The sequence below is a fragment of the Rhodoferax sp. BLA1 genome (genome assembly GCF_013416775.1).
Classification (GTDB): Bacteria; Pseudomonadota; Gammaproteobacteria; order Burkholderiales; family Burkholderiaceae_C; genus Rhodoferax.
In genome coordinates, this window is record NZ_SZVI01000003.1 from 70,374 (window position 1) to 89,078 (window position 18,705).

16 protein-coding genes are annotated in these 18,705 nt (G+C 63.1%); 14 read left to right on the plus strand and 2 right to left on the minus strand.

The features are described 5' to 3' along the window. Nucleotide 1: 1 nt before the first annotated feature. Nucleotides 2-970, minus strand: a complete 969-nt coding sequence (locus tag FDG13_RS03885; RefSeq protein ID WP_218942610.1) for a LysR family transcriptional regulator — start codon at nt 968-970, stop codon at nt 2-4. A gap of 97 nt (nt 971-1,067) precedes the next feature. On the opposite strand from FDG13_RS03885, the gene FDG13_RS03890 reads away from it, so the two are divergent. The 7 genes from FDG13_RS03890 to FDG13_RS03920 all read left to right on the plus strand — a co-directional run bounded on the left by FDG13_RS03890 (nt 1,068) and on the right by FDG13_RS03920 (nt 7,866). Further along, entirely contained in the window at nt 1,068-2,303 is a 1,236-nt protein-coding gene (locus FDG13_RS03890; protein WP_180125502.1) for an MFS transporter, read from the plus strand. A gap of 79 nt (nt 2,304-2,382) precedes the next feature. After that, nucleotides 2,383-3,936 (plus strand): DUF1800 domain-containing protein, encoded by a 1,554-nt coding sequence (locus tag FDG13_RS03895; RefSeq protein ID WP_255435085.1) that lies wholly within the window; start codon nt 2,383-2,385, stop codon nt 3,934-3,936. Between the two features lie 28 nt (nt 3,937-3,964). Beyond that, entirely contained in the window at nt 3,965-5,149 is a 1,185-nt protein-coding gene (locus FDG13_RS03900) for a DUF1501 domain-containing protein (protein ID WP_180125503.1), read from the plus strand. 257 nt (nt 5,150-5,406) lie between these two features. After that, complete coding sequence (locus tag FDG13_RS03905) at nt 5,407-6,261, plus strand: A24 family peptidase (RefSeq protein WP_304621507.1); 855 nt, start codon at nt 5,407-5,409, stop codon at nt 6,259-6,261. Nucleotides 6,262-6,264: 3 nt separating this feature from the next. Continuing rightward, on the plus strand, nt 6,265-6,903 hold the full coding sequence (coaE, locus tag FDG13_RS03910) for a dephospho-CoA kinase (RefSeq protein WP_180125505.1): 639 nt from the start codon (nt 6,265-6,267) through the stop codon (nt 6,901-6,903). A 1-nt stretch (nt 6,904) separates the two neighbouring features. Further along, nucleotides 6,905-7,660, plus strand: coding sequence for a cell division protein ZapD (gene zapD, locus FDG13_RS03915; protein WP_180125506.1), 756 nt, complete (start codon nt 6,905-6,907; stop codon nt 7,658-7,660). Continuing rightward, nucleotides 7,657-7,866, plus strand: coding sequence for a DNA gyrase inhibitor YacG (locus FDG13_RS03920; RefSeq protein WP_180125507.1), 210 nt, complete (start codon nt 7,657-7,659; stop codon nt 7,864-7,866). The genes zapD and FDG13_RS03920 overlap by 4 nt, the downstream gene beginning before the upstream one ends. A 104-nt stretch (nt 7,867-7,970) precedes the next feature. Here the strand turns inward: FDG13_RS03920 and FDG13_RS03925 are convergent, their stop codons facing one another. Beyond that, on the minus strand, nt 7,971-8,738 hold the full coding sequence (locus tag FDG13_RS03925; protein WP_180125508.1) for a sulfite exporter TauE/SafE family protein: 768 nt from the start codon (nt 8,736-8,738) through the stop codon (nt 7,971-7,973). A 17-nt stretch (nt 8,739-8,755) separates the two neighbouring features. Here FDG13_RS03925 and FDG13_RS03930 point away from each other — a divergent pair, with 17 nt between their 5' ends. From FDG13_RS03930 to FDG13_RS03960, 7 genes are all read left to right on the plus strand, one after another. Next, nucleotides 8,756-9,394 carry a trimeric intracellular cation channel family protein gene (locus FDG13_RS03930; protein WP_180125509.1) on the plus strand — a complete coding sequence of 213 codons (639 nt, stop codon included), beginning with the start codon at nt 8,756-8,758 and terminating at the stop codon, nt 9,392-9,394. A gap of 34 nt (nt 9,395-9,428) precedes the next feature. Continuing rightward, the gene (locus FDG13_RS03935) at nt 9,429-9,863 is read left to right on the plus strand and encodes a DUF1841 family protein (protein ID WP_180125510.1); all 435 of its coding nucleotides are present in this window, start codon (nt 9,429-9,431) and stop codon (nt 9,861-9,863) included. A 45-nt stretch (nt 9,864-9,908) separates the two neighbouring features. Beyond that, nucleotides 9,909-10,763, plus strand: coding sequence for a MoxR family ATPase (locus FDG13_RS03940; RefSeq protein WP_180125511.1), 855 nt, complete (start codon nt 9,909-9,911; stop codon nt 10,761-10,763). Nucleotides 10,764-10,973: 210 nt separating this feature from the next. Beyond that, nucleotides 10,974-11,570: a GNAT family N-acetyltransferase gene (locus tag FDG13_RS03945; protein WP_180125512.1), complete on the plus strand. Its 597-nt coding sequence runs from the start codon at nt 10,974-10,976 to the stop codon at nt 11,568-11,570. 25 nt (nt 11,571-11,595) lie between these two features. Continuing rightward, complete coding sequence (locus tag FDG13_RS03950; RefSeq protein WP_180125513.1) at nt 11,596-12,816, plus strand: VWA domain-containing protein; 1,221 nt, start codon at nt 11,596-11,598, stop codon at nt 12,814-12,816. Beyond that, nucleotides 12,813-14,717, plus strand: coding sequence for an autotransporter assembly complex family protein (locus tag FDG13_RS03955; protein ID WP_180125514.1), 1,905 nt, complete (start codon nt 12,813-12,815; stop codon nt 14,715-14,717). The genes FDG13_RS03950 and FDG13_RS03955 overlap by 4 nt, the downstream gene beginning before the upstream one ends. Next, nucleotides 14,714-18,697: a translocation/assembly module TamB domain-containing protein gene (locus FDG13_RS03960; protein ID WP_180125515.1), complete on the plus strand. Its 3,984-nt coding sequence runs from the start codon at nt 14,714-14,716 to the stop codon at nt 18,695-18,697. The genes FDG13_RS03955 and FDG13_RS03960 overlap by 4 nt, the downstream gene beginning before the upstream one ends. The last annotated feature ends 8 nt before the right edge of the window (nt 18,698-18,705 follow it).

Genomic DNA, 18,705 nt, shown 5'->3' on the forward strand with positions numbered 1-18,705 from the left:
GTCATGTGCCCACCACATCGGGCACAGCCGCTCGCATGATGTCCACAAAACGGCGCAGCCGCGCCGGATAAAAAGACGCGTAGGGGTAGACCAGGTACACCGGCAAAGGAGCGGCTTGCCATTGGGGCGCCAGATGAAGCAGCCGCCCGCTGGTCAAGTCCTCGGCCAACACCCAGGCCGAACCAATCGCCACACCCAGACCATTTAGTGCGGCACTGCGCAAGGCGTACAAACTGTCTGTACTCATTCGTGGCGAGATCGTCAGACGCTGGGCCTCGCCTGTTGCCCGATGCTGCAGCACAACCTCGTTCTGATAAAAAGTTCTGAGTGCCAGCCAGGGCAACGCGGCCAGATCACTGGCCTGTTCTAGCAAGGTCGCGCCAGCCAGCACCGAAGGAGCGGCCACCACAATGCGCGGCACCTCGGCCAGCTTGATCGCCACCAAGGCCGGGTCACTGACCGCACCCACCTGAACCGCACAGTCCACGCCCCCGGCGATGAAGTCTTGCAACACACTGTCGTCGTGCAGCAACCATTCCACACGCATCTGGGGATAACGGCCCAGGTAGTCTGCCAGTGGTTGGATCAATCGATCTTGCCCAAAAGCATGCGGCACCACCACCCGCAACATACCTTGTGGCGCGTCACCGGCACCACGCAAGTCCGACTCGAAGGCGGCCCAACTGGCCAGCAAATCTTTGGCGCGCTCATAACAGCGTTGCCCATCCTCGGTCAAGCGCATGGCGTGGGTAGAGCGCTGCAGCAGGCGCACACCCAGGGAGCGCTCCAGGGTTTGCAAACGGCGGCTGACGGTGGGTTGTGTGGTGCGCAGCTGGGTCGCCGCTGCCGACAGGTTGCCAGCCTCAACGATCCGCACAAAGGTCTGCATCAGTTCGATGCGGTCACCTGCACCCGACAACACAGCGGGGCTTGTGGCTACAGCAAGAAAGGGCGCAACAGGCTTATTCATGCACGCAATGTATAACAAGTCTGCGGTATGTGGGACTACCACTGCACCCGCACCCCGAGAAGAATCGATCCCAACACCAACCGTTCAGGATCACACCATGTCTTCTATCCAAAATATGCATGACAAAAGCGCCCCCACCACACCCGGGAGTGACCCAGCCCCCGCCGCCCTGGTGCTGTTGCTGGCCAGCGGCGCCGGTTTGGCCGTGGCGTCGCTCTACTACAGCCAGCCCATGCTCGGCATCCTGGCAACCGACATGGGTGCCAGCACCGTGGATGTCGGCTTTGTCCCGACGCTGACGCAACTTGGCTACGCCTTGGGCATCCTGCTGCTGGCGCCGCTGGGTGACCGCCATGACCGCCGCCAGATCATCCTTATCAAAGCCTTGCTGCTCGTGGCCGCCTTGCTGGCGGCGGCTTGGGCACCCTCCTTTACCTGGCTGCTGGCCGCCAGCCTGGCCATTGGCCTGACCGCCACCTTGGCGCAGGACATCGTGCCAGCAGCGGCCACCCTCGCCCCGGCGGCACGGCGCGGCAAAGTGGTAGGCACCGTGATGACCGGGCTGTTGCTGGGCATTCTGCTGTCACGTGTTGTCAGCGGCTTTGTTGCGGAGCACTTCGGCTGGCGCTGCATGTTTGTGGCCGCCGCAACGGGCGTGGCGATCATTGGTATAGCGGTGTGGCGTGGCCTGCCCCGCTTCGCCCCCACTACCACGCTGCCGTACCGGGCTTTGCTTGGCTCACTGTGGGCGTTGCTGCAACGCCATGCCAGCCTGCGCCAAGCGGCCCTGGCTCAGGGGCTGTTGTCGGTGGGTTTCAGCGCCTTCTGGTCCACCCTCGCGGTGATGTTGCATGGCCAACCTTTTGGGATGGGCAGCGCCGTGGCTGGTGCCTTTGGTTTGGCAGGTGCGGTAGGTGCTTTGGCCGCACCCCTGGCTGGCCATTTGGCTGACCGACGTGGTCCCGAGCTGGTGACACGTCTAGGCGCAGGATTGACCACGCTTTCTTTTGCCGCGTTATGTTTGAGCCCATTCTTGTCCACCACGGGTCAACTGTGCTTGCTGGTGATCGGCACCGTCGGTTTCGACCTGGGTGTTCAAACCGCCCTGATTGCGCACCAGACCATCGTCTACAGCATCGACCCCGGGGCCCGCAGCCGACTCAACGCGGTGTTGTTCGTGGGCATGTTCATGGGCATGGCCCTTGGCGCAACTTTGGGCAGCACAGTGCTGGCCCATGGGGGGTGGCTGGCCGTCACCACCATGGCCACCGCGTTTTCACTGGCCGCCTGGGTGGTACGCTGCTGGCCAAGTGCGTCAAAATGCACAGCCTGAGGCACCAGCTGCCAGCGGCTGGCGCGAAGACGGGGTGTTTGGTGATACAACACCCTACCCCTCTCCTTCAGGATCTGTGATGTTTGTTGAACACTGGCGGATGACCCATGTGCCCCTGCTGGGTGCAGCAACTCTGTCGCTGTTGCTGGCCAGTTGTGCGGCACCCCAGACCGGGCCAAGCCAGCAGCTCAGTGCGGCAGACACGGCTTACCAGCAGGTCAACCACCTGACCTGGGGCGCGAGCACTAGCTCAGTGGAGCACTTCAGGCAACAAGGTGCCCACAACTACCTTCAAGAGCAGTTGCACCCAACCCTCTGCGCGCTGGCGCCCGAACTGCAGCAGCAGATTGACGGCATGCGTATCACCACCACACCACTGCTCGAACTGGTCCAGCAGATGGAACAGCAACGCAAGGAAGCCGACGCGCTGGGCAATGACGAAGCCAAAAAGGCCGCCCAACAAGCCTACCAGCAGGAGCTCAACCGCCTGCGGCGCGAATCCGCCACGCGGCACATCCTGCGGGCTCTGTACTCACCGTGTCAGGTGCAGGAACAAATGACCTGGTTCTGGCTCAACCACTTCAGTGTGCACCAGGGCAAGGGCAACCTGCGCGCGATGCTGGGTGACTACGAGGAGAACGCCATTCGCCCCCATGCCCTGGGCAAGTTCCGGGAGCTTCTGGGCGCGGTGACCACCCACCCGGCCATGCTGCGTTATCTGGACAACGAACAGAACGCCGCAGGAAAAATCAACGAGAACTTTGCTCGTGAACTGATGGAGTTGCACACCCTGGGTGTGGATGGTGGTTATTCCCAACACGATGTGCAGGAACTCGCCCGGGTGCTCACCGGCGCAGGTATCAATTCAAACGCCAGCAATTCGCTACAAAAGAAAGAGCTGCAAGCCCTTTATGTACGACGGGGAGCGTTTGAATTTAGCCCAAACCGGCATGATTTTGGCAACAAGTCCCTGCTCGGCCAGCCGATGCAAGGCAAGGGCCTGGCCGAGTTGAATGAAGCCTTGGACCGCCTGGCAGCCCACCCCGCCACGGCGCGCTTCATCAGCCACAAGCTGGCGGTGTACTGGCTGGCCGACGAACCTCCGGCGGCTGTCGTCAAGCGCATGGCCGAGGCCTTTCAGAAGAACCAGGGTGACATCGCAGCCACCCTGGCGGTGCTGCTGAACGCGCCGGAATTTGCACAGGCCAGTGGCCGCAAGTTCAAGGACCCGATGCGTTATGTGGTGTCTGCCGTGCGGCTGGCCTACGACCAGAAGCCCATCCTTAATACCGGCCCGATTCTGAATTGGCTCGACCGCATGGGCGAGCCGCTTTACGGGCGGGTGACTCCGGACGGTTACCCCTTGTCCGCCACCGCCTGGGACAGCCCGGGCCAGATGAGCACCCGCTTTGAAATTGCCAAAGCCATTGGCTCCGGCAGTGCCGGCCTGTTCAAGAGCGATGGCCCTCAGCCACAGGAACGTGCGGCCTTTCCGCAACTGGCCAATGCCTTGTATTTCCAGTCCATGGCGGCCACGCTGTCTCCTGCCACCCTGCGGGCGCTGGAGCAGGCGAGTTCTGCCCAGGAGTGGAACACCTTCCTGCTGTCATCCCCCGAGATGATGGTCCGCTGAACCACGGCCCCGCCTCTGAAAGACCACCATGCACCGTCGCCACTTCCTCAGCTCTGCCTTGGCCTGGCCCCTCGTGTTGGGATCAACCCGTTTGTCTGCGGCAGCCAACAGCCCCGCACGTTTGCTCTTTGTTTTTTTGCGGGGGGCGTATGACGCGGCCAGCCTGCTGGTGCCGATCTCGAGCAATTTCTACTACGAGTCGCGACCCGACATCGCGCTGGCACGCCCCTCGGACGACCTCGCGTCCAGTCTGCCGATCACGACCGACTGGGGTTTGCACCCGGCCCTGCGCGACAGCCTCTACCCGCTGTACCAGCGCGGTGAGCTGGCTTTTGTGCCGTTTTTCGGCACCGACGACATCAGCCGCAGCCACTTTGAGACCCAGGAAAGCATCGAGCTGGGCCAGCCGCTGGTGGGCCACAAGGACTACAGCTCCGGTTTTCTGAACCGGCTCAGCACTGTGCTGACGGGCTCGGCACCGATGGCGTTCACCAACCAGCTGCCCACCATCTTCAAAGGCCCGGCCCAGGTGCCCAACACCGCCCTGAGCACACTGGCCAGACCCGCCATTGATGTGCGCCAAAGCGACATCATTGCCAGCATGTACAGCGGCACCCGGCTGGCCTCGGCGGTGCAGGAAGGGTTTGTGATGCGCCAGGAGCTGATGAGGGAGCTGGCAGCCGAGATGGATGCGGCCAGCCGCCAGTCAGTCAGTGCCAAAGGCTTCGAGCTGGAGGCCCGGCGCATCGGCAAACTCATGAAAGACAGCTACCGGCTGGGTTTTGTGGATGTGGGGGGCTGGGACACCCACGTGGGTCAGGGTGGCGCCACCGGCTACCTGGCCAACCGTCTGAACGAGTTGGGCCAGGGCCTGGCGGCGCTGCCCCAGGAGCTGGGCCGTGCCTGGAAAGACACCGTGGTGGTGGTGGTGAGCGAGTTTGGCCGCACCCTGCGCCAGAACGGCAACCGCGGCACCGACCACGGGCACGGCAGTGTGTTGTGGGTCATGGGTGGCAGCGTGCGTGGCGGCCAGGTGGCAGGCGAACAAGTGGCGGTGGAGCGCGCCACCCTGTTCCAGGACCGTGATCTGCCGGTGCTCAATAACTACCGGGACACCCTGGGTGGCTTGTTTCAACGTCAGTTCGGGCTGAACCATACCCAGCTGGCCCAGGTGTTTCCGGGTGCCACAGCGCGCGACCTGGGCTTGTTGTGAAGCAAAGGGCAGCACAGAAACACCAACAAGTTGGCATTCACCCGGTTTTTCAGCGCCTGCGGCTCACCCATGCCTGTCTTTTCCGAAACGGCTGTGAGCGCAGTGGCTTGTCAGCATCGTAAGATCGCGGTCAAGCGTTGACCGGGGGCCGCTTGGCAAAGTCCTTGGTGACAAGACAGACACATGTGGCGGGTTCAACCGCCGTCTTTTGATCAAAAAAAACAGGGCTTTATGAATTTATCGGGTGTAACGCAATGATGGGCGATTTCCTCCATGTGTCTCAAGGACTGGACGCCAGCCTGATGGGCCTGATGGGGCTGCTGCTGGGCAGTTTTCTCAATGTGGTGATCTACCGCCTGCCGCTGATGCTGGAGGCGCAATGGAAGGCCGAGTGTGCCGACCTGAGCGGCCAGGCACAACCCGCCACCGAGCCCTTTAACCTGATGCTGCCGCGCTCGCGCTGCCAGAAGTGCAGCCACACCCTGTCCTGGTTTGAGAACATCCCGGTGCTGAGTTACCTGGTGCTACGTGGCAAGTGCCGGCATTGCGGCACCGCCATCAGTGTGCGTTACCCGCTGGTGGAGCTGGTGACCGGTGCGCTGTTTTTCTATTGCGCCTGGCGCTGGGGCCTGACCGCCACCGCGCTGGCCTGGAGCGGCTTTGCGGCGGCCCTGGTCTGCCTAGGCATGATCGACTGGGACACCACCTTGCTGCCTGACAACATCACCCTGCCCCTGGTCTGGGCCGGGCTGATCGCCACCACGCTGGGCTGGACAGCCATCCCCCTGACTGAGTCGCTGTGGGGTGCGGTGGCGGGTTATTTGTCGTTGTGGCTCGTCTACCAGGCTTTTAAACTGGCCACCGGCAAGGAGGGCATGGGTTATGGCGACTTCAAGTTATTTGCCGCGCTGGGCGCCTGGTTTGGCTGGCAGGCGTTGATTCCGATCATCCTGATGGCCTCGGTCATTGGCGCGGTCATCGGCATCGCCATGAAGTTCACCAGCGGGCTGCGCGAGGGTGGCTACATCCCATTTGGCCCGTTTCTGGCGGGCGCTGGTCTGACCGCCCTGGTGTTTGGCCCGCAGGCGATATTGAACGCAGTGGGTTTCTGACCCATGGCGCGTGTGGTCCGTTTGGGTCTCACCGGTGGCATTGGCAGCGGCAAAAGCACGGTGGCCAGTTGTCTGGCGGACTTGGGGGCGGCGGTCATCGACGCGGATGCCATTGCGCGCTCGGTCACCGCAGCGGGCGGCCCGGCCATTGCGCCCATTCGTGCAACTTTTGGTAACAAGATGATCACGCCAGAGGGCGCGCTGAACCGCCAAGAGATGCGCAGCCTGGTCTTTGCCGATGCCAGCGCACGGCAGCGGCTGGAGGCCATCGTGCACCCGCTGGTGGGTTTGGAGACCCAGCGCCAGGCCGACGACGCCGTGGCCGCAGGCCACCGCTGCCTGGTGTTTGATGTGCCCTTGCTGGTGGAGTCGCTCCACTGGCGCAGCCGGGTCGACCAGGTGCTGGTGGTGGACTGCAGCGAGCCGACCCAGATCAGCCGTGTGGTAGCACGCAACCAGCTTGACCCGGAGGCAGTGCGAGCCATCATGCAAGCCCAGTCACCCCGGCTGCGGCGGCTGCAGGCGGCCGACGCGGTGATCTGGAATGACGGCATCAGCCTGACGGATTTGCGCACCCAAGTGGCGGCATTGGCGGCTACCTTCGGGCTATCATTGGCAAACACCACTGTAGGCCCCCATTAGCGTGATCCTTTACGAATACCCCCTGCACGAACGCATCCGCACCTATCTGCGGCTGGAACACCTCTTCTTGCGCCTGCAACAGCTGGTGACACGGGTGGACGCGCTGGACCACCACTTTGCGCTGGTCACCCTGTTCGAGATCATGGACGTGGCGGCCCGCGCCGACCTCAAGACCGATTTGCTCAAGGACCTGGACAAACAAAAACACCTGCTCGAGGCCTACCGGGGCAACCCGGCCATTGCCGAGTCGGTGCTGGACAAGGTCATTGCCGACATCGAGTTGTGTTACGCCGCGCTGAACAACCAGCAAGGCAAGTCCGGCCAGCCACTCACCGAAAACGACTGGCTGATGAGCATCCGCAGCCGCATCAGCATTCCCGGTGGCACCTGTGAGTTTGATTTGCCCTCGTATTACGCCTGGCAGCACAAGAGTGGTGCCATCCGCCAGGCCGACCTGCTGCAGTGGATTGGCACACTCACCGCTTTGTCCAACGCGGTGCAGCTGCTGCTCAAGCTGCTGCGCGACTCGGGTACCCCGCAAAAAGTCATGGCCAACGGTGGCCAGTTCCAGCAAAACCTGCCGCAGGGCCGCACCTTCCTGCTGCTGCGCTTGGCGCTGGATGCAACACAAGACCTGACACCAGAGATCAGCGGCAACCGCCTGATGGTGTCGGTGCGGCTGATGCAGCTCGGTGACGACCAGCGCCCGCATCTGGTCAACGAGGAAGTGTCGTTTGAACTGGCGCTGTGTTCATGAGCGCCGCCAGCACCCCCCCTGAGATCCCGGAAAAATGGGTCGACTGCCCGCAATGTGGTGGCCCCAGCCTGTATGCCGCAAGCAACCGGTTCCGGCCGTTTTGCAGTGAACGCTGCAAACAGATTGACCTGGGCGCCTGGGCCAGCGAGCAGTTTGCGGTGCCTGCCCAGCCAGGCTCAGACGATTTGCTGGCCGAAGGCCACTGAGCGGTCTTATACAAGAAATTGGCCTCTAGCCCTTATTTATAAAGGGCTGATAGCTATCTTTTAAGCAGCATATATGGCTGCTGCAAAACGCTTTCCCAAACACCTCAAGCAAACGCATCCCACAGCAACTTAAGCCCGGTCAGCAGCATGCCCGCGTACAGACAGCCGTAAAACAGGCGCTGGCTGATGCGCCGCGCCAGCCAGACACCCACCCAGACCCCAATCGGCGCAATCGGCAACAGCACCAGCGAGGTCGCCATGTTGCGCCAGTCCAGCAGGCCCAGCCAGGCGTACGGAATCCATTTGGACAAGTTGATCACAAAAAAGAAAAACGCCATGGTCGCGGTAAAACGCACGGGCGAGAGCCGCATCGGAATCACATAGGCGTTGATCGGTGGCCCGCCCGCATGCGCGATGAAACTGGTGAACCCCGAGGCGGTCGTCAATATCGCACCCAGCCATTTGGGCGGCGGCGGGCTGTTGGGCTTGGGGGGAAACAGCAGGCGTTGCGCCAGAAACAGCAGCGTGAAAGCGCCCACCAGGCCTGCCACCACATGGGCGTTGAGTAACTTGAACAGCAGCGTGCCCACCACAATGCCGACCAGCCCCCAGGGCAGCAGAAAACGCAGCAGCTTCAGGTCAAAGTCTTTGCGAAAAGCCGCCATGCCCAGGATGTCCATCACCAGCAGCACTGGCATCAAAATGGCTGCGGCCTGTGGCACCGTGACTGCCAGTGCCATCATCGGCACCGCCAGCGAACCAAAACCGGCGCCAAAACCGCTTTTGCTCAGGCCCATCAGCAACACCGCCGGGACGGCCACCAGGTAGAAATAGGGTTCAGTGATCAGGGGAAAAACATCTAACAAAGGCATAACGCGACAATTCAGGCATGCAACACATTCAACAATGGGGCGAAACACTCCGACTGCTGGTCGAACTGGCGGGAACCGCCGCGTTCGCATTGTCCGGGGTTTTGGAAGGCGCCCGCAAAAAACTCGACGCTGTGGGCATCTTTGTGGTCGGTTTTCTGGCCGCGTTTGGTGGCGGCACACTGCGCGATCTGTTGCTCGACCAGCGCCCGTTTTTCTGGGTACGGCACGTCGAAATGCTGTGGGGGGTGATGCTGATCTGTTTGTTGTCTATGCTTTTTATGCGCAGCCAACACCTGGAAGTCACCCAGAAAACCATCGCCATCCCCGATGCGCTGGGCCTGGGCCTGTTCGCCGCCACCGGTGTGGACCAGGCGCTGGGTGCCCATATGCCCGCCCTGGTGGTGGTGCTGATGGGGGTGATCACCGGCGTGTTTGGTGGGGTGCTGCGCGACATTGTGTGCAACGAAATCCCGACGACCTTTCGCGACCACCAGCCTTATGCGGTGTGTGCTTTTGTCGGTGGCTGGGCCTACCTGGGCGTGTGGGAACTGGGGGCGCCAGGCTGGCTGGCCTTGCTCACCTGCCTGCTGGTCACCGCTGGCCTGCGCGGCCTGTCCCTGTGGCGCCAGTGGCGCCTTCCGGTCTGGCTGGGTTGACCTGGACGTTTTTTCCTATTTTTCCAAGCTGTTTATGTTTAATCCCTCACAAGCCGATGTCCGCCGTTTTTTTTGCTCTGTTTACGCCAAAGCCCATACAGGGCAAGCGCTGGAAGCTATTGAGACCATAGCATCGTTATGGATCAACGAACACCCCGAATACCACGCCGAGCTGGCCGACGAGGCCGCCGCATTGGCCAGCATGGCGCAGCCAGAGGACGGCAAAAGCAACCCGTTTTTGCACCTGTCCATGCACTTGTCAATCACCGAGCAGTGCAGCATCGACCAGCCACGGGGCATCCGCCAGGCGGTGGAGTTGCTCACCCACAAGCGCGACTCCTTACACGACGCCCACCACGAGGTGATGGAGTGCCTGGGCCAGATGTTGTGGGAGAGCCAGCGCGCCGGGCGCCCGCCCGACGGCAATGCCTACATTGCCAATGTGCAGCGGCGCGCCACGCAAGACTAAAACCCACGCTAAGCTTCAACACCTCTGTTCACAGACCACACCACCATGAAATTTCAAGGCACCCCCAATTACGTCGCCACGGCCGACCTGATGCTGTCGGTGAATGCCGCCATCACCCTGCAGCGCCCGCTGCTGGTCAAGGGTGAACCCGGCACCGGTAAAACCATGCTGGCCGAGGAGGTGGCGAGCGCGCTGAACCTGCCGCTGCTGCAGTGGCACATCAAAAGCACCACCAAGGCGCAACAAGGCTTGTACGAGTACGATGCGGTGAGCCGTCTGCGTGACAGCCAGCTCGCCGATGTGGAAGGCGGCGAACGCGTCAAAAACATCCACAACTACATCGTCAAAGGGGTGTTGTGGCAGGCCTTCACCGCAGACCAGCCAGTGGCGCTGCTGATCGACGAGATCGACAAGGCCGACATCGAATTCCCGAACGATTTGTTACGCGAGATCGACCGCATGGAGTTCTACTGCTACGAGACCCGCGAGTTGATCCGCGCCAAACACCGGCCGCTGGTGTTCATCACCTCCAACAACGAAAAAGAGTTGCCCGATGCGTTCCTGCGCCGCTGTTTCTTCCACTACATCAAGTTCCCTGATGCGGCCACGATGCAACAGATTGTGGACGTGCACTTTCCCGGCCTCAAAACCGAGTTGTTGCAGGCCGCGATGAAGACCTTTTTTGACATCCGCAACCTGCCTGGCCTGAAGAAGAAACCCTCCACCAGCGAACTGCTGGACTGGCTCAAACTGCTGATGGCGCAGGACATTCCGGCGTCTGTGCTGCACACCGAAGGCGACAAGGTCGCGGTGCCGCCGCTGGTGGGTGCATTGTTGAAGAATGAGCAGGATGTGACGCTGTTTGAGAAGCTGGTGTTTATGCAGCAGCGCAATCGGTGAGGTGATTTGAAACATGCCTGTGTTGACGAAGAGTCAGGTTTGACATCCTGGACTCAGGCATGAGAGGTTTTCGCTGCGCGAGAGCCAGTGGGGGCATCCCCCTCATACTGGGGTACCAGAAATCGGGGGCTACCCCCACTGACTCCCGCGCGGAGATTCTGGTCAGGCGGACTTTGTTTTTGTGAATACCTGTCTTATTTGGAGAGTTGAATGGCATTTGTTGAACCCGTTTCCCTGAGTGCGCGCGGCATCACCCTGCTGCCCCTGAGTCTGGAGCACGAAGACGGCCTGCGTGCCGCCGCCGCCGATGGTGAACTCTGGAACATCCGCGTCACCTCGGTGCCCGAACCCGAGAACACCCGCAAATACATCGAAGACGCGTTGGCCATGCGTGAAACTGGCAACCGCTTTGCCTTCTGCGTCACCGACACCGCCACCGGCAAAGTGCTGGGTACAAGCAGCTACCACGACATCCTGCCCGCCGTGAAACGCGTAGAAATTGGTTGGACCTGGTACGCCAAAAGTGTGCAGCGCACCCACGTCAACACCACCGCCAAACTGCTGCTGTTGACCCACGCCTTCGAGGTGCTGGGCTGCCATGTGGTGGGCTGGCGCACCGACAACTTCAACTTTGCCAGCCAAGCTGCGATCGAGCGCCTGGGCGCCAAAAAAGATGGTGTGATCCGTGGCCACGCCCTGCGCCGCGACGGCAGCATCCGCGACACCGTGATGTACAGCCTGCGCAGCGGCGAGTGGCCAGAGGTCAAGACGCACTTGCTGTATTTGCTGGGAAAACCCAGGGCCTGACAGCCCCCAGATATCTCTCACCACCATGCTGATCGACTTCTTCTACACCCTGCGCGCCGCCAAGTTGCCGGTCTCGGTCAAGGAATTCCTGACCCTGCTGGAGGCGCTCAAACTCGGGGTGGTCGGGCCCAAGACGCCGCAGACTGAGGATGGAGAGACTGGTGACGCACCGCAAGGCTACAAGATCGAGGATTTCTATTTCTTGAGCCGCGCCACCCTGGTCAAGGACGAAAAACACTACGACAAGTTCGACAAGGCGTTTGCGGCCTACTTCCACGGCGTCGAGCTGATCACCGACATCACCCAAGACATCCCGCTGGACTGGCTCAAAAAAACGCTGGAGCTCAACCTGACGCCCGAGCAAAAAGCTGCCATCGAGGCCATGGGCTGGGACGAGCTGATGGAGACGCTCAAAAAGCGCCTCGAAGAACAAAAAGAGCGTCACGAAGGGGGCAGCAAGTGGATTGGCACCGGTGGCACCAGCCCGTTTGGACACGGTGGTTACAACCCCAAGGGCATTCGTATTGGCGGGCCGGGTCAGAACAAAAGTGCGGTCAAGGTGTGGGAGCAGCGCGCCTACCGTGACTACGACGATACCCAGGAGCTCGGCACCCGCAACATCAAGGTCGCGTTACGCCGCCTGCGCAAGTTTGCGCGTGAGGGCCATGCGGAAGAGCTGGATCTGGACGACACCATCCGCAGCACCGCCGCCAACGCGGGTTACCTCGACATCAAGATGCGCCCGGAGCGCCACAACAACGTCAAGGTGCTGCTGCTGATGGACGTGGGCGGCACCATGGACGAGCACATCGCGCGGGTCGAGGAGCTTTTCAGCGCCGCCAAGACCGAATTCAAACACCTGGAGTTTTATTACTTCCACAACTGCGTCTACGACTTTGTCTGGAAAAACAACCGCCGCCGTTTTGCCGAGAAGTTCCCGACCTGGGACATCGTGCGCAAGTACAACAAGGACTACAAATTGATCTTCATCGGTGACGCCACCATGAGCCCGTATGAGATTTTGCAGCCCGGCGGCAGCGTCGAATACGGCAACGAAGAGGCTGGCGCCGAGTGGTTGGGTCGGCTGACCCACGCCTACCCGCAGTTCGCCTGGATCAACCCCGAGCCGCAAGGTGTCTGGCAGTACCGTCAAAGCATCAGCATCGTGCAGCAACTGATGGGTGGTCGCATGTTCCCGATGACCCTCAAAGGTCTGGAAGAGGCCATGCGATTGCTCAGCCAATGAGAGCCCTCTGGTATGTGACAGCGCTGTGGCTGGCCCCGCTGCTGGTGGCCGCACAAACCCTGCCCGAGCCTGATGGGATGGACGCAGCCACACCGGCCCTGGCCGTGGTCACCCCACCTGACAGCGCGGCCAGCAGCCCGGCTGCCATGGACGACAGCAGTGCAACACCCGCCTTCACACTGGTCATCAGCGCCCCGGATGACATCAAAACCCTGCTGGAGCGGCATCTGGAGTTACAACGCTACCGCAGCCTGAGCGACCTCAGCAACGACGAGCTGGACCGCCTGCTCGACATGGCCCGGATCGACGCACAAAAGCTGCTGGCCACCCAGGGTTACTTCTCGCCGCTGATCACCGTCAGCCGAAGCGCTGAGGCACAAACCAGCGCCACCCGTGAAGTGCAGATGGTGGTGGTGCCCGGTGAGCCGGTGCAGGTCAGCCAGGTTCGGGTGCAGTTTGCCGGGCCCATCACCACCGACCCGCAAGACGCCGCGCAGCGGGCGCTGATCACCGGCACTTGGCTGCTGCCCGCAGGCAACCGATTCACACAGGCCGCCTGGAGTGCGGCCAAACAGCAGGCGCTGAGCCAGCTCACCAGCCAGCGTTACCCGACCGGCACCGTCAGTGTGTCTGAGGCCGATGTGGACCCCGAAACACACAGCGCCACATTGACACTCACACTCGACTCCGGCCCCGCTTTTCGCCTGGGCGCGATGGTGAGCACCGGGCTGGAGCGTTATGAGGCCGATCTGGTGCGCCGCCTGGCGCGTCTGCCCGAGGGCAGCGATTACGACCTCAAAGAGCTCGTGGCAGCCCAGCAGCGCCTGACCCGCAGTGGTTACTTCAACACCGCTTTTATTCGGCTGGACACCAGCGGAGCCGACCCACAAGCCGCCCCCGTGCTGGTGACGTTGCGCGAAGCGCGGATGCAAAAAATCACGGTCGGTGTCGGTGCCAGCAGCGACAGCGGCGCACGCATCAGCGCCGAACACCTGCACCAGATGGTGCCCGGCCTGGGCTGGCGCGCACTCAGCAAACTCTCGCTTGATCAGGACACCCAGTCCATCAGCACCGAGCTGACCGCCCCGCCCGACGAAGCGGGTTGGCGCTGGAACACCTCGGTGCTGCTGCAGAACGAGCTCAGCGGCAGCACCGAGGTAAGCAGCCAGCGCTGGCGCGGCGGTTCCAGCAAAGAGCAGGAGCGCATCGACCGCAGCTACTACCTCGAATACAACCGCGCCGACAGCATCAGCACGGACAACACCCCATCGAGTCAGGCCGAGTCGATCAGTGCCAACTACGCCTTCACCCTGCGTGAATTCGATGCCCTGCCGTTCCCGACCAGCGGCTGGGCGCTGGGGCTGGAGGTGGGTGGTGGCACCACCCTGGGCAACGAACACATTCCTTTTGGCAGGGTGTTGGCGCGCTGGCAGGCCTATCTGCCGCTGGCACGCGCCGACGACAGCGGCCTCACCGACCTGCGTGCCGGGCGGCTTGCGCTGCGCGCCCAGCTCGGTGCGGTGGTGGTCAAGGACGGCACCAGCCTGCCCTCGACCCTGTTGTTCCTGGCTGGAGGCGCCAGCAGTGTGCGCGGTTACGCGCTGCGCAGCATTGGCATCACCGAGGCCGATGGCACGGTGAATGCCGGGCGCTACCTGGCCACCGGCACGGTGGAGTGGCAGCGGCCCATCACCCACAACGGGCGTTTGACCGACTGGGAGGGCGCGTTGTTTGTCGACGCCGGTTCGGTGGCCAACAAAGCGGCCCGCCTGGATGCCCAGGTCGGTGTGGGGGGTGGTGTGCGCTGGAAAACACCGGTGGGCCCGCTGCAGATTGATCTGGCTTACGGTGTGGCGCTGCAAAAATGGCGGCTGCACCTCAACGTGGGGTTTGTGTTTTGAAGCGCGCGTTGCGCCGCAGTGTGTGGACACTGGCTGGCCTGTTGTTGGCCACGCTGGGTCTGCTGGCCGGGTTATGGTTCTGGTCGGGGTCAGATGCCTCACTGGCAGCGACGCTGCAGCAGGTGCAGCGGCTGTTGCCCGCCGGGCAAACGCTGGAGACCCGGGACGTGCGTGGGTCGGTGCGTTTTGGCGGGCACATAGGCTGGTTGCGCTGGCAACAGGGTGATCTGAGTGTGGTGGCGCAGGATGTGGACCTGGCCTGGGAGCCGATTGCACTGCTGCAGCGTGAGTTGCGCCTGAGCCAGTTGCGCATCGGGCACCTGAGCATTCAGGACCAGCGCGCACCCACACCCGCCGCGCCCAGCACCCCACCGACCGATCTGGGCCTGCCGTTCCAGGTGGATGCCCAGCTGCGGGTGGATGTGCTGGAGTGGGTGGGTGTCAGCACCCAGCGGGTGGACAAACTCGCAGCACACTATGTTTTTGATAACAAACTACACAGACTGGACAAGGGCCAGGGGCAATTTTTATCGAACAATGTCCAGTTTTCAGGCCAGTTACAAGCCAGCGGCCCGATGGCACTGGACGTGCAGGCCGGGGCCACGGTGGCAGCGACCGTGCCGGGCCGGGCCGAGCCGCTGCCACTGCGGGCCCAGGCCACCTTGGCAGGCAACTTGGCCGGGGCGCAGGCCGAGCTGACATTACAAGCCGACCTAAAACCCGCCAGCAGTTCCCCGCTCCCCGGCAAAACGACCAAAACACCCGAGATGCAAGCCAGCCTGTCGGCACAGATTGCACCCTGGCAGGCGCAAGCCATCGTCCGGGCACAAGGCCAGTGGCAGGCTTTGAACCTGGCCAGCCTGTGGCCACAAGCCCCCCAAACCGGCCTCAGCGGTCAGGCCCAGGTGCAGCCCCAGGGTTCTGGCTGGCTGGCCGGTGTGACACTGAAAAACAGCCTCAGCGGCCCATGGGACCAGCAACGCCTGCCGCTGCAAGCGCTCCAGGCCGAGCTGGCCTACAGCGGTGGCCATTGGCTGCTGCAGTCCTTGCTGGCGCAGGGCGCAGGTGGTCACATCCAGGGCCAGGGTGACATTGATGCCAAGGTGGGTGACAGCACCGGCCTGTGGCGTGGCCAGGTCCAGGTGCAAGGCATCAACCCGGCGGCCATCGACACCCGCCTGGCGCCGGATTTGATCAGCGGCACGGTGAGCGTCCACCAGACCGCCGCCAACCCATCACCTGTGCCGCTACCCTCCACCGCAGCCAGTGGTGCAGCATCGGGCAGCGCGGGTAGCCCAACCCCAGACACACCGTTTGTGTTTGAGCTGGCCTTGCAATCCAGCGCCCGGCGCACCGCCACCGCTGCCAAAACCAACACCGACCTGCTGAGCAGCTTGCAGTTGCGCCAGCTCACGGCCCAGGGCAGCTGGGCGGCGCCGCTGCTGAACCTGAGCAGCCTGCAGCTCGACGCCCAGGCGGCCAAGTTGCAGGGCCAGCTCAAGCTCAACACCAGCACCCTGGCCAGCCAGGGCCAGCTGAGCCTGCAGCTGCCGGGCTTAAAAGCAGAGGTAAATGGCCATGTGTCCTCATCAGACGGGCTTGGAACACTATCAATTCAGGTGCAGGACGCTGCCCAGGCCAGCCAGTGGCTGGCGCATGTCCCGCAAATCAGGACACTGCTGAACGGCAACCAGCTGCGTGGCACCGGAGCGCTGTCCACCCGCTGGCAAGGCGGCTGGCAGCAAGGTGCCCAAGCGATGGTGATCACTACCAGCCTGCGTGCGCCCGAACTCGACTGGATCCCCCCTGCGGCCACCGCCGGGCTGCCATTGCAGCTGCGCGACGGCCAGCTGGACCTGTCCGGCCCGGTCAGCAATTTACAACTCAGCAGCCAGGGCCAGCTCACACGAGGCACCCAACAGGCCCACTGGCAGCTACAAGCCAGCGGCGGACGCGCCAAAGACGCCAGCTGGCAGGCCAGCCTGCAACAGCTGGCGCTGAGCCTGCAGCAGTCCGGGCAATCCCAACCCTGGCGCTTGCAGCTGGGGACTGGCAACGGCGCGGCCAGCAGCCGCAGTCCCGCACAAGCGGTCACGCTACGCTGGGTACCCGGCGCCAACACCAACACCCTCACGGTGTCAGCGGGCACAGTGCGCCTGCTCGGGCCCGTGCCCGGCACAGGTGGCATCAGCTGGCAGCCGCTCCAATGGTCCCAACCTGTGAACCCGGGCAAAGGCGGTAAACGCCTGGCGCAGTGGCGCAGCCAGGGTCGCATCGACGGCCTGCCACTGGCCTGGCTGGACGCCTTCACGGCCCAGCCGATGGCCGAGCTGGGCATCAGCAGCGACCTGCTGCTCTCAGGCAGCTGGGACGCCGCACAAACAGATAGCCTGCACCTGCGTGCCACGCTGGAGCGCAGCGCGGGGGATGTGCGCCTGCAGGCCGATGCCGGGCGCTCGACGCCGTTGCCTGCGGGCATGCAGGAAGCCTGGCTTCAGGTCAATCTGGATGGTGAAGCACTGTCAGGCTCCTTGCGCTGGGACAGCCAGCGTGCGGGCAAGGCCCTGGCCGCCTTCAGCACCCGGCTCAAAACGGACAGCAGCGGCCTGAGTTGGCCACTGGACGCGCCGCTGGGTGGCAGTGTGCAGCTGCAGCTGCCACCGGTGGACGCCTGGTCGGCCCTGGCGCCGCCGGGCTGGCGCTTGCGTGGCACGGTGGACAGCAACATCAATCTGAACGGCACCCGAGCCAAACCGCAGTGGGAAGGCAGCCTGCGTGCGCGTGACCTGGCCGTGCGCTCGGCGGTGGACGGCATCGACTTCAGCCAGGGCACCCTCGACGCACGTCTACACGGCCAGCAGCTGGATATCCAGAACTTCACCCTGCGGGGTGCGGGCACACCGCAGAACGCGGCAGCGGGTGGGCAATTGAGCGTCACCGGCTCGGTGATCTGGTTGCCTGAGGCGGGCCAGGCCAATATTCGCCAGCGCGTCCAGATGGCGCTGCAGGGCCAGCTCAACGCGCTGCGCCTGAGCAGCCGCCCGGACCGGCGGCTGGTGGCCTCGGGCCAGCTGCAGGCCGAACTCAAAGACGCCAAGCTCTCCCTGCGTGGCAGTCTGAGCGCCGACAGCGCGCTGATCACCCTGCCCGACGACAGTACCCCCACGCTGGACGAGGATGTGAAGGTGCGCCGCCCGCCCACACCCGGCAGCACCCCGACGGCCCCCGCCAGCAGCAGCCCAGCCGGGCTGCAGATCACACCCGATGTGTTGGTCAACCTCGACCTGGGGCCGGACTTCCAGCTGCGCGGGCGTGGGCTGCAGGCACGCCTGGCGGGCAAACTGGTGCTCACCGCGGTTGGTTCGGCCACCCCAGGGCTCACCGGGCAGATCCGCACGGTGAACGGCACCTACCAGGCCTATGGCCAGCGCCTGCAGATCGAGCGCGGCCTGATCCACTTTTATGGCCCGATCGACAACCCGGCGCTCGCCATCCTGGCGATCCGCCCCAAACTCAGCCAGCGTGTGGGCGTGCAGATCAGTGGCACCGCACTGTCGCCGGTGGTGTCGCTGTATTCCGACCCCAGCCTGTCCGATGTGGAAACCCTGACCTGGCTGGTGCTGGGCCGCTCCGGCAGCGCCGGTGGCGCCGAGGCCGCGTTGATGCAACAGGCCGCGATGGCGCTGCTGGGTGGCAACGGCAAAGGCATTTCTGACCAACTGACCCAGGCGCTGGGCCTGGATGAGCTGAGTTTTCGCGGCGCCAGCGAAGGCAGCGACAGCAGCAACACGGCCAGTGCCGCGTCAATCACCCTGGGCAAACGCCTGTCGCAGGACTTTTATGTGGCCTACGAGAGCAGTCTGGGTGGCGCCATGGGGGTGTTCTACATCTTCTACGACCTGAGCCGCTACCTGACGCTGCGTGCCCAGACCGGGGAGCAAAGTGCGGTTGACCTGATCTGGACGCGCAGTTACGACTGAGCCAGCGC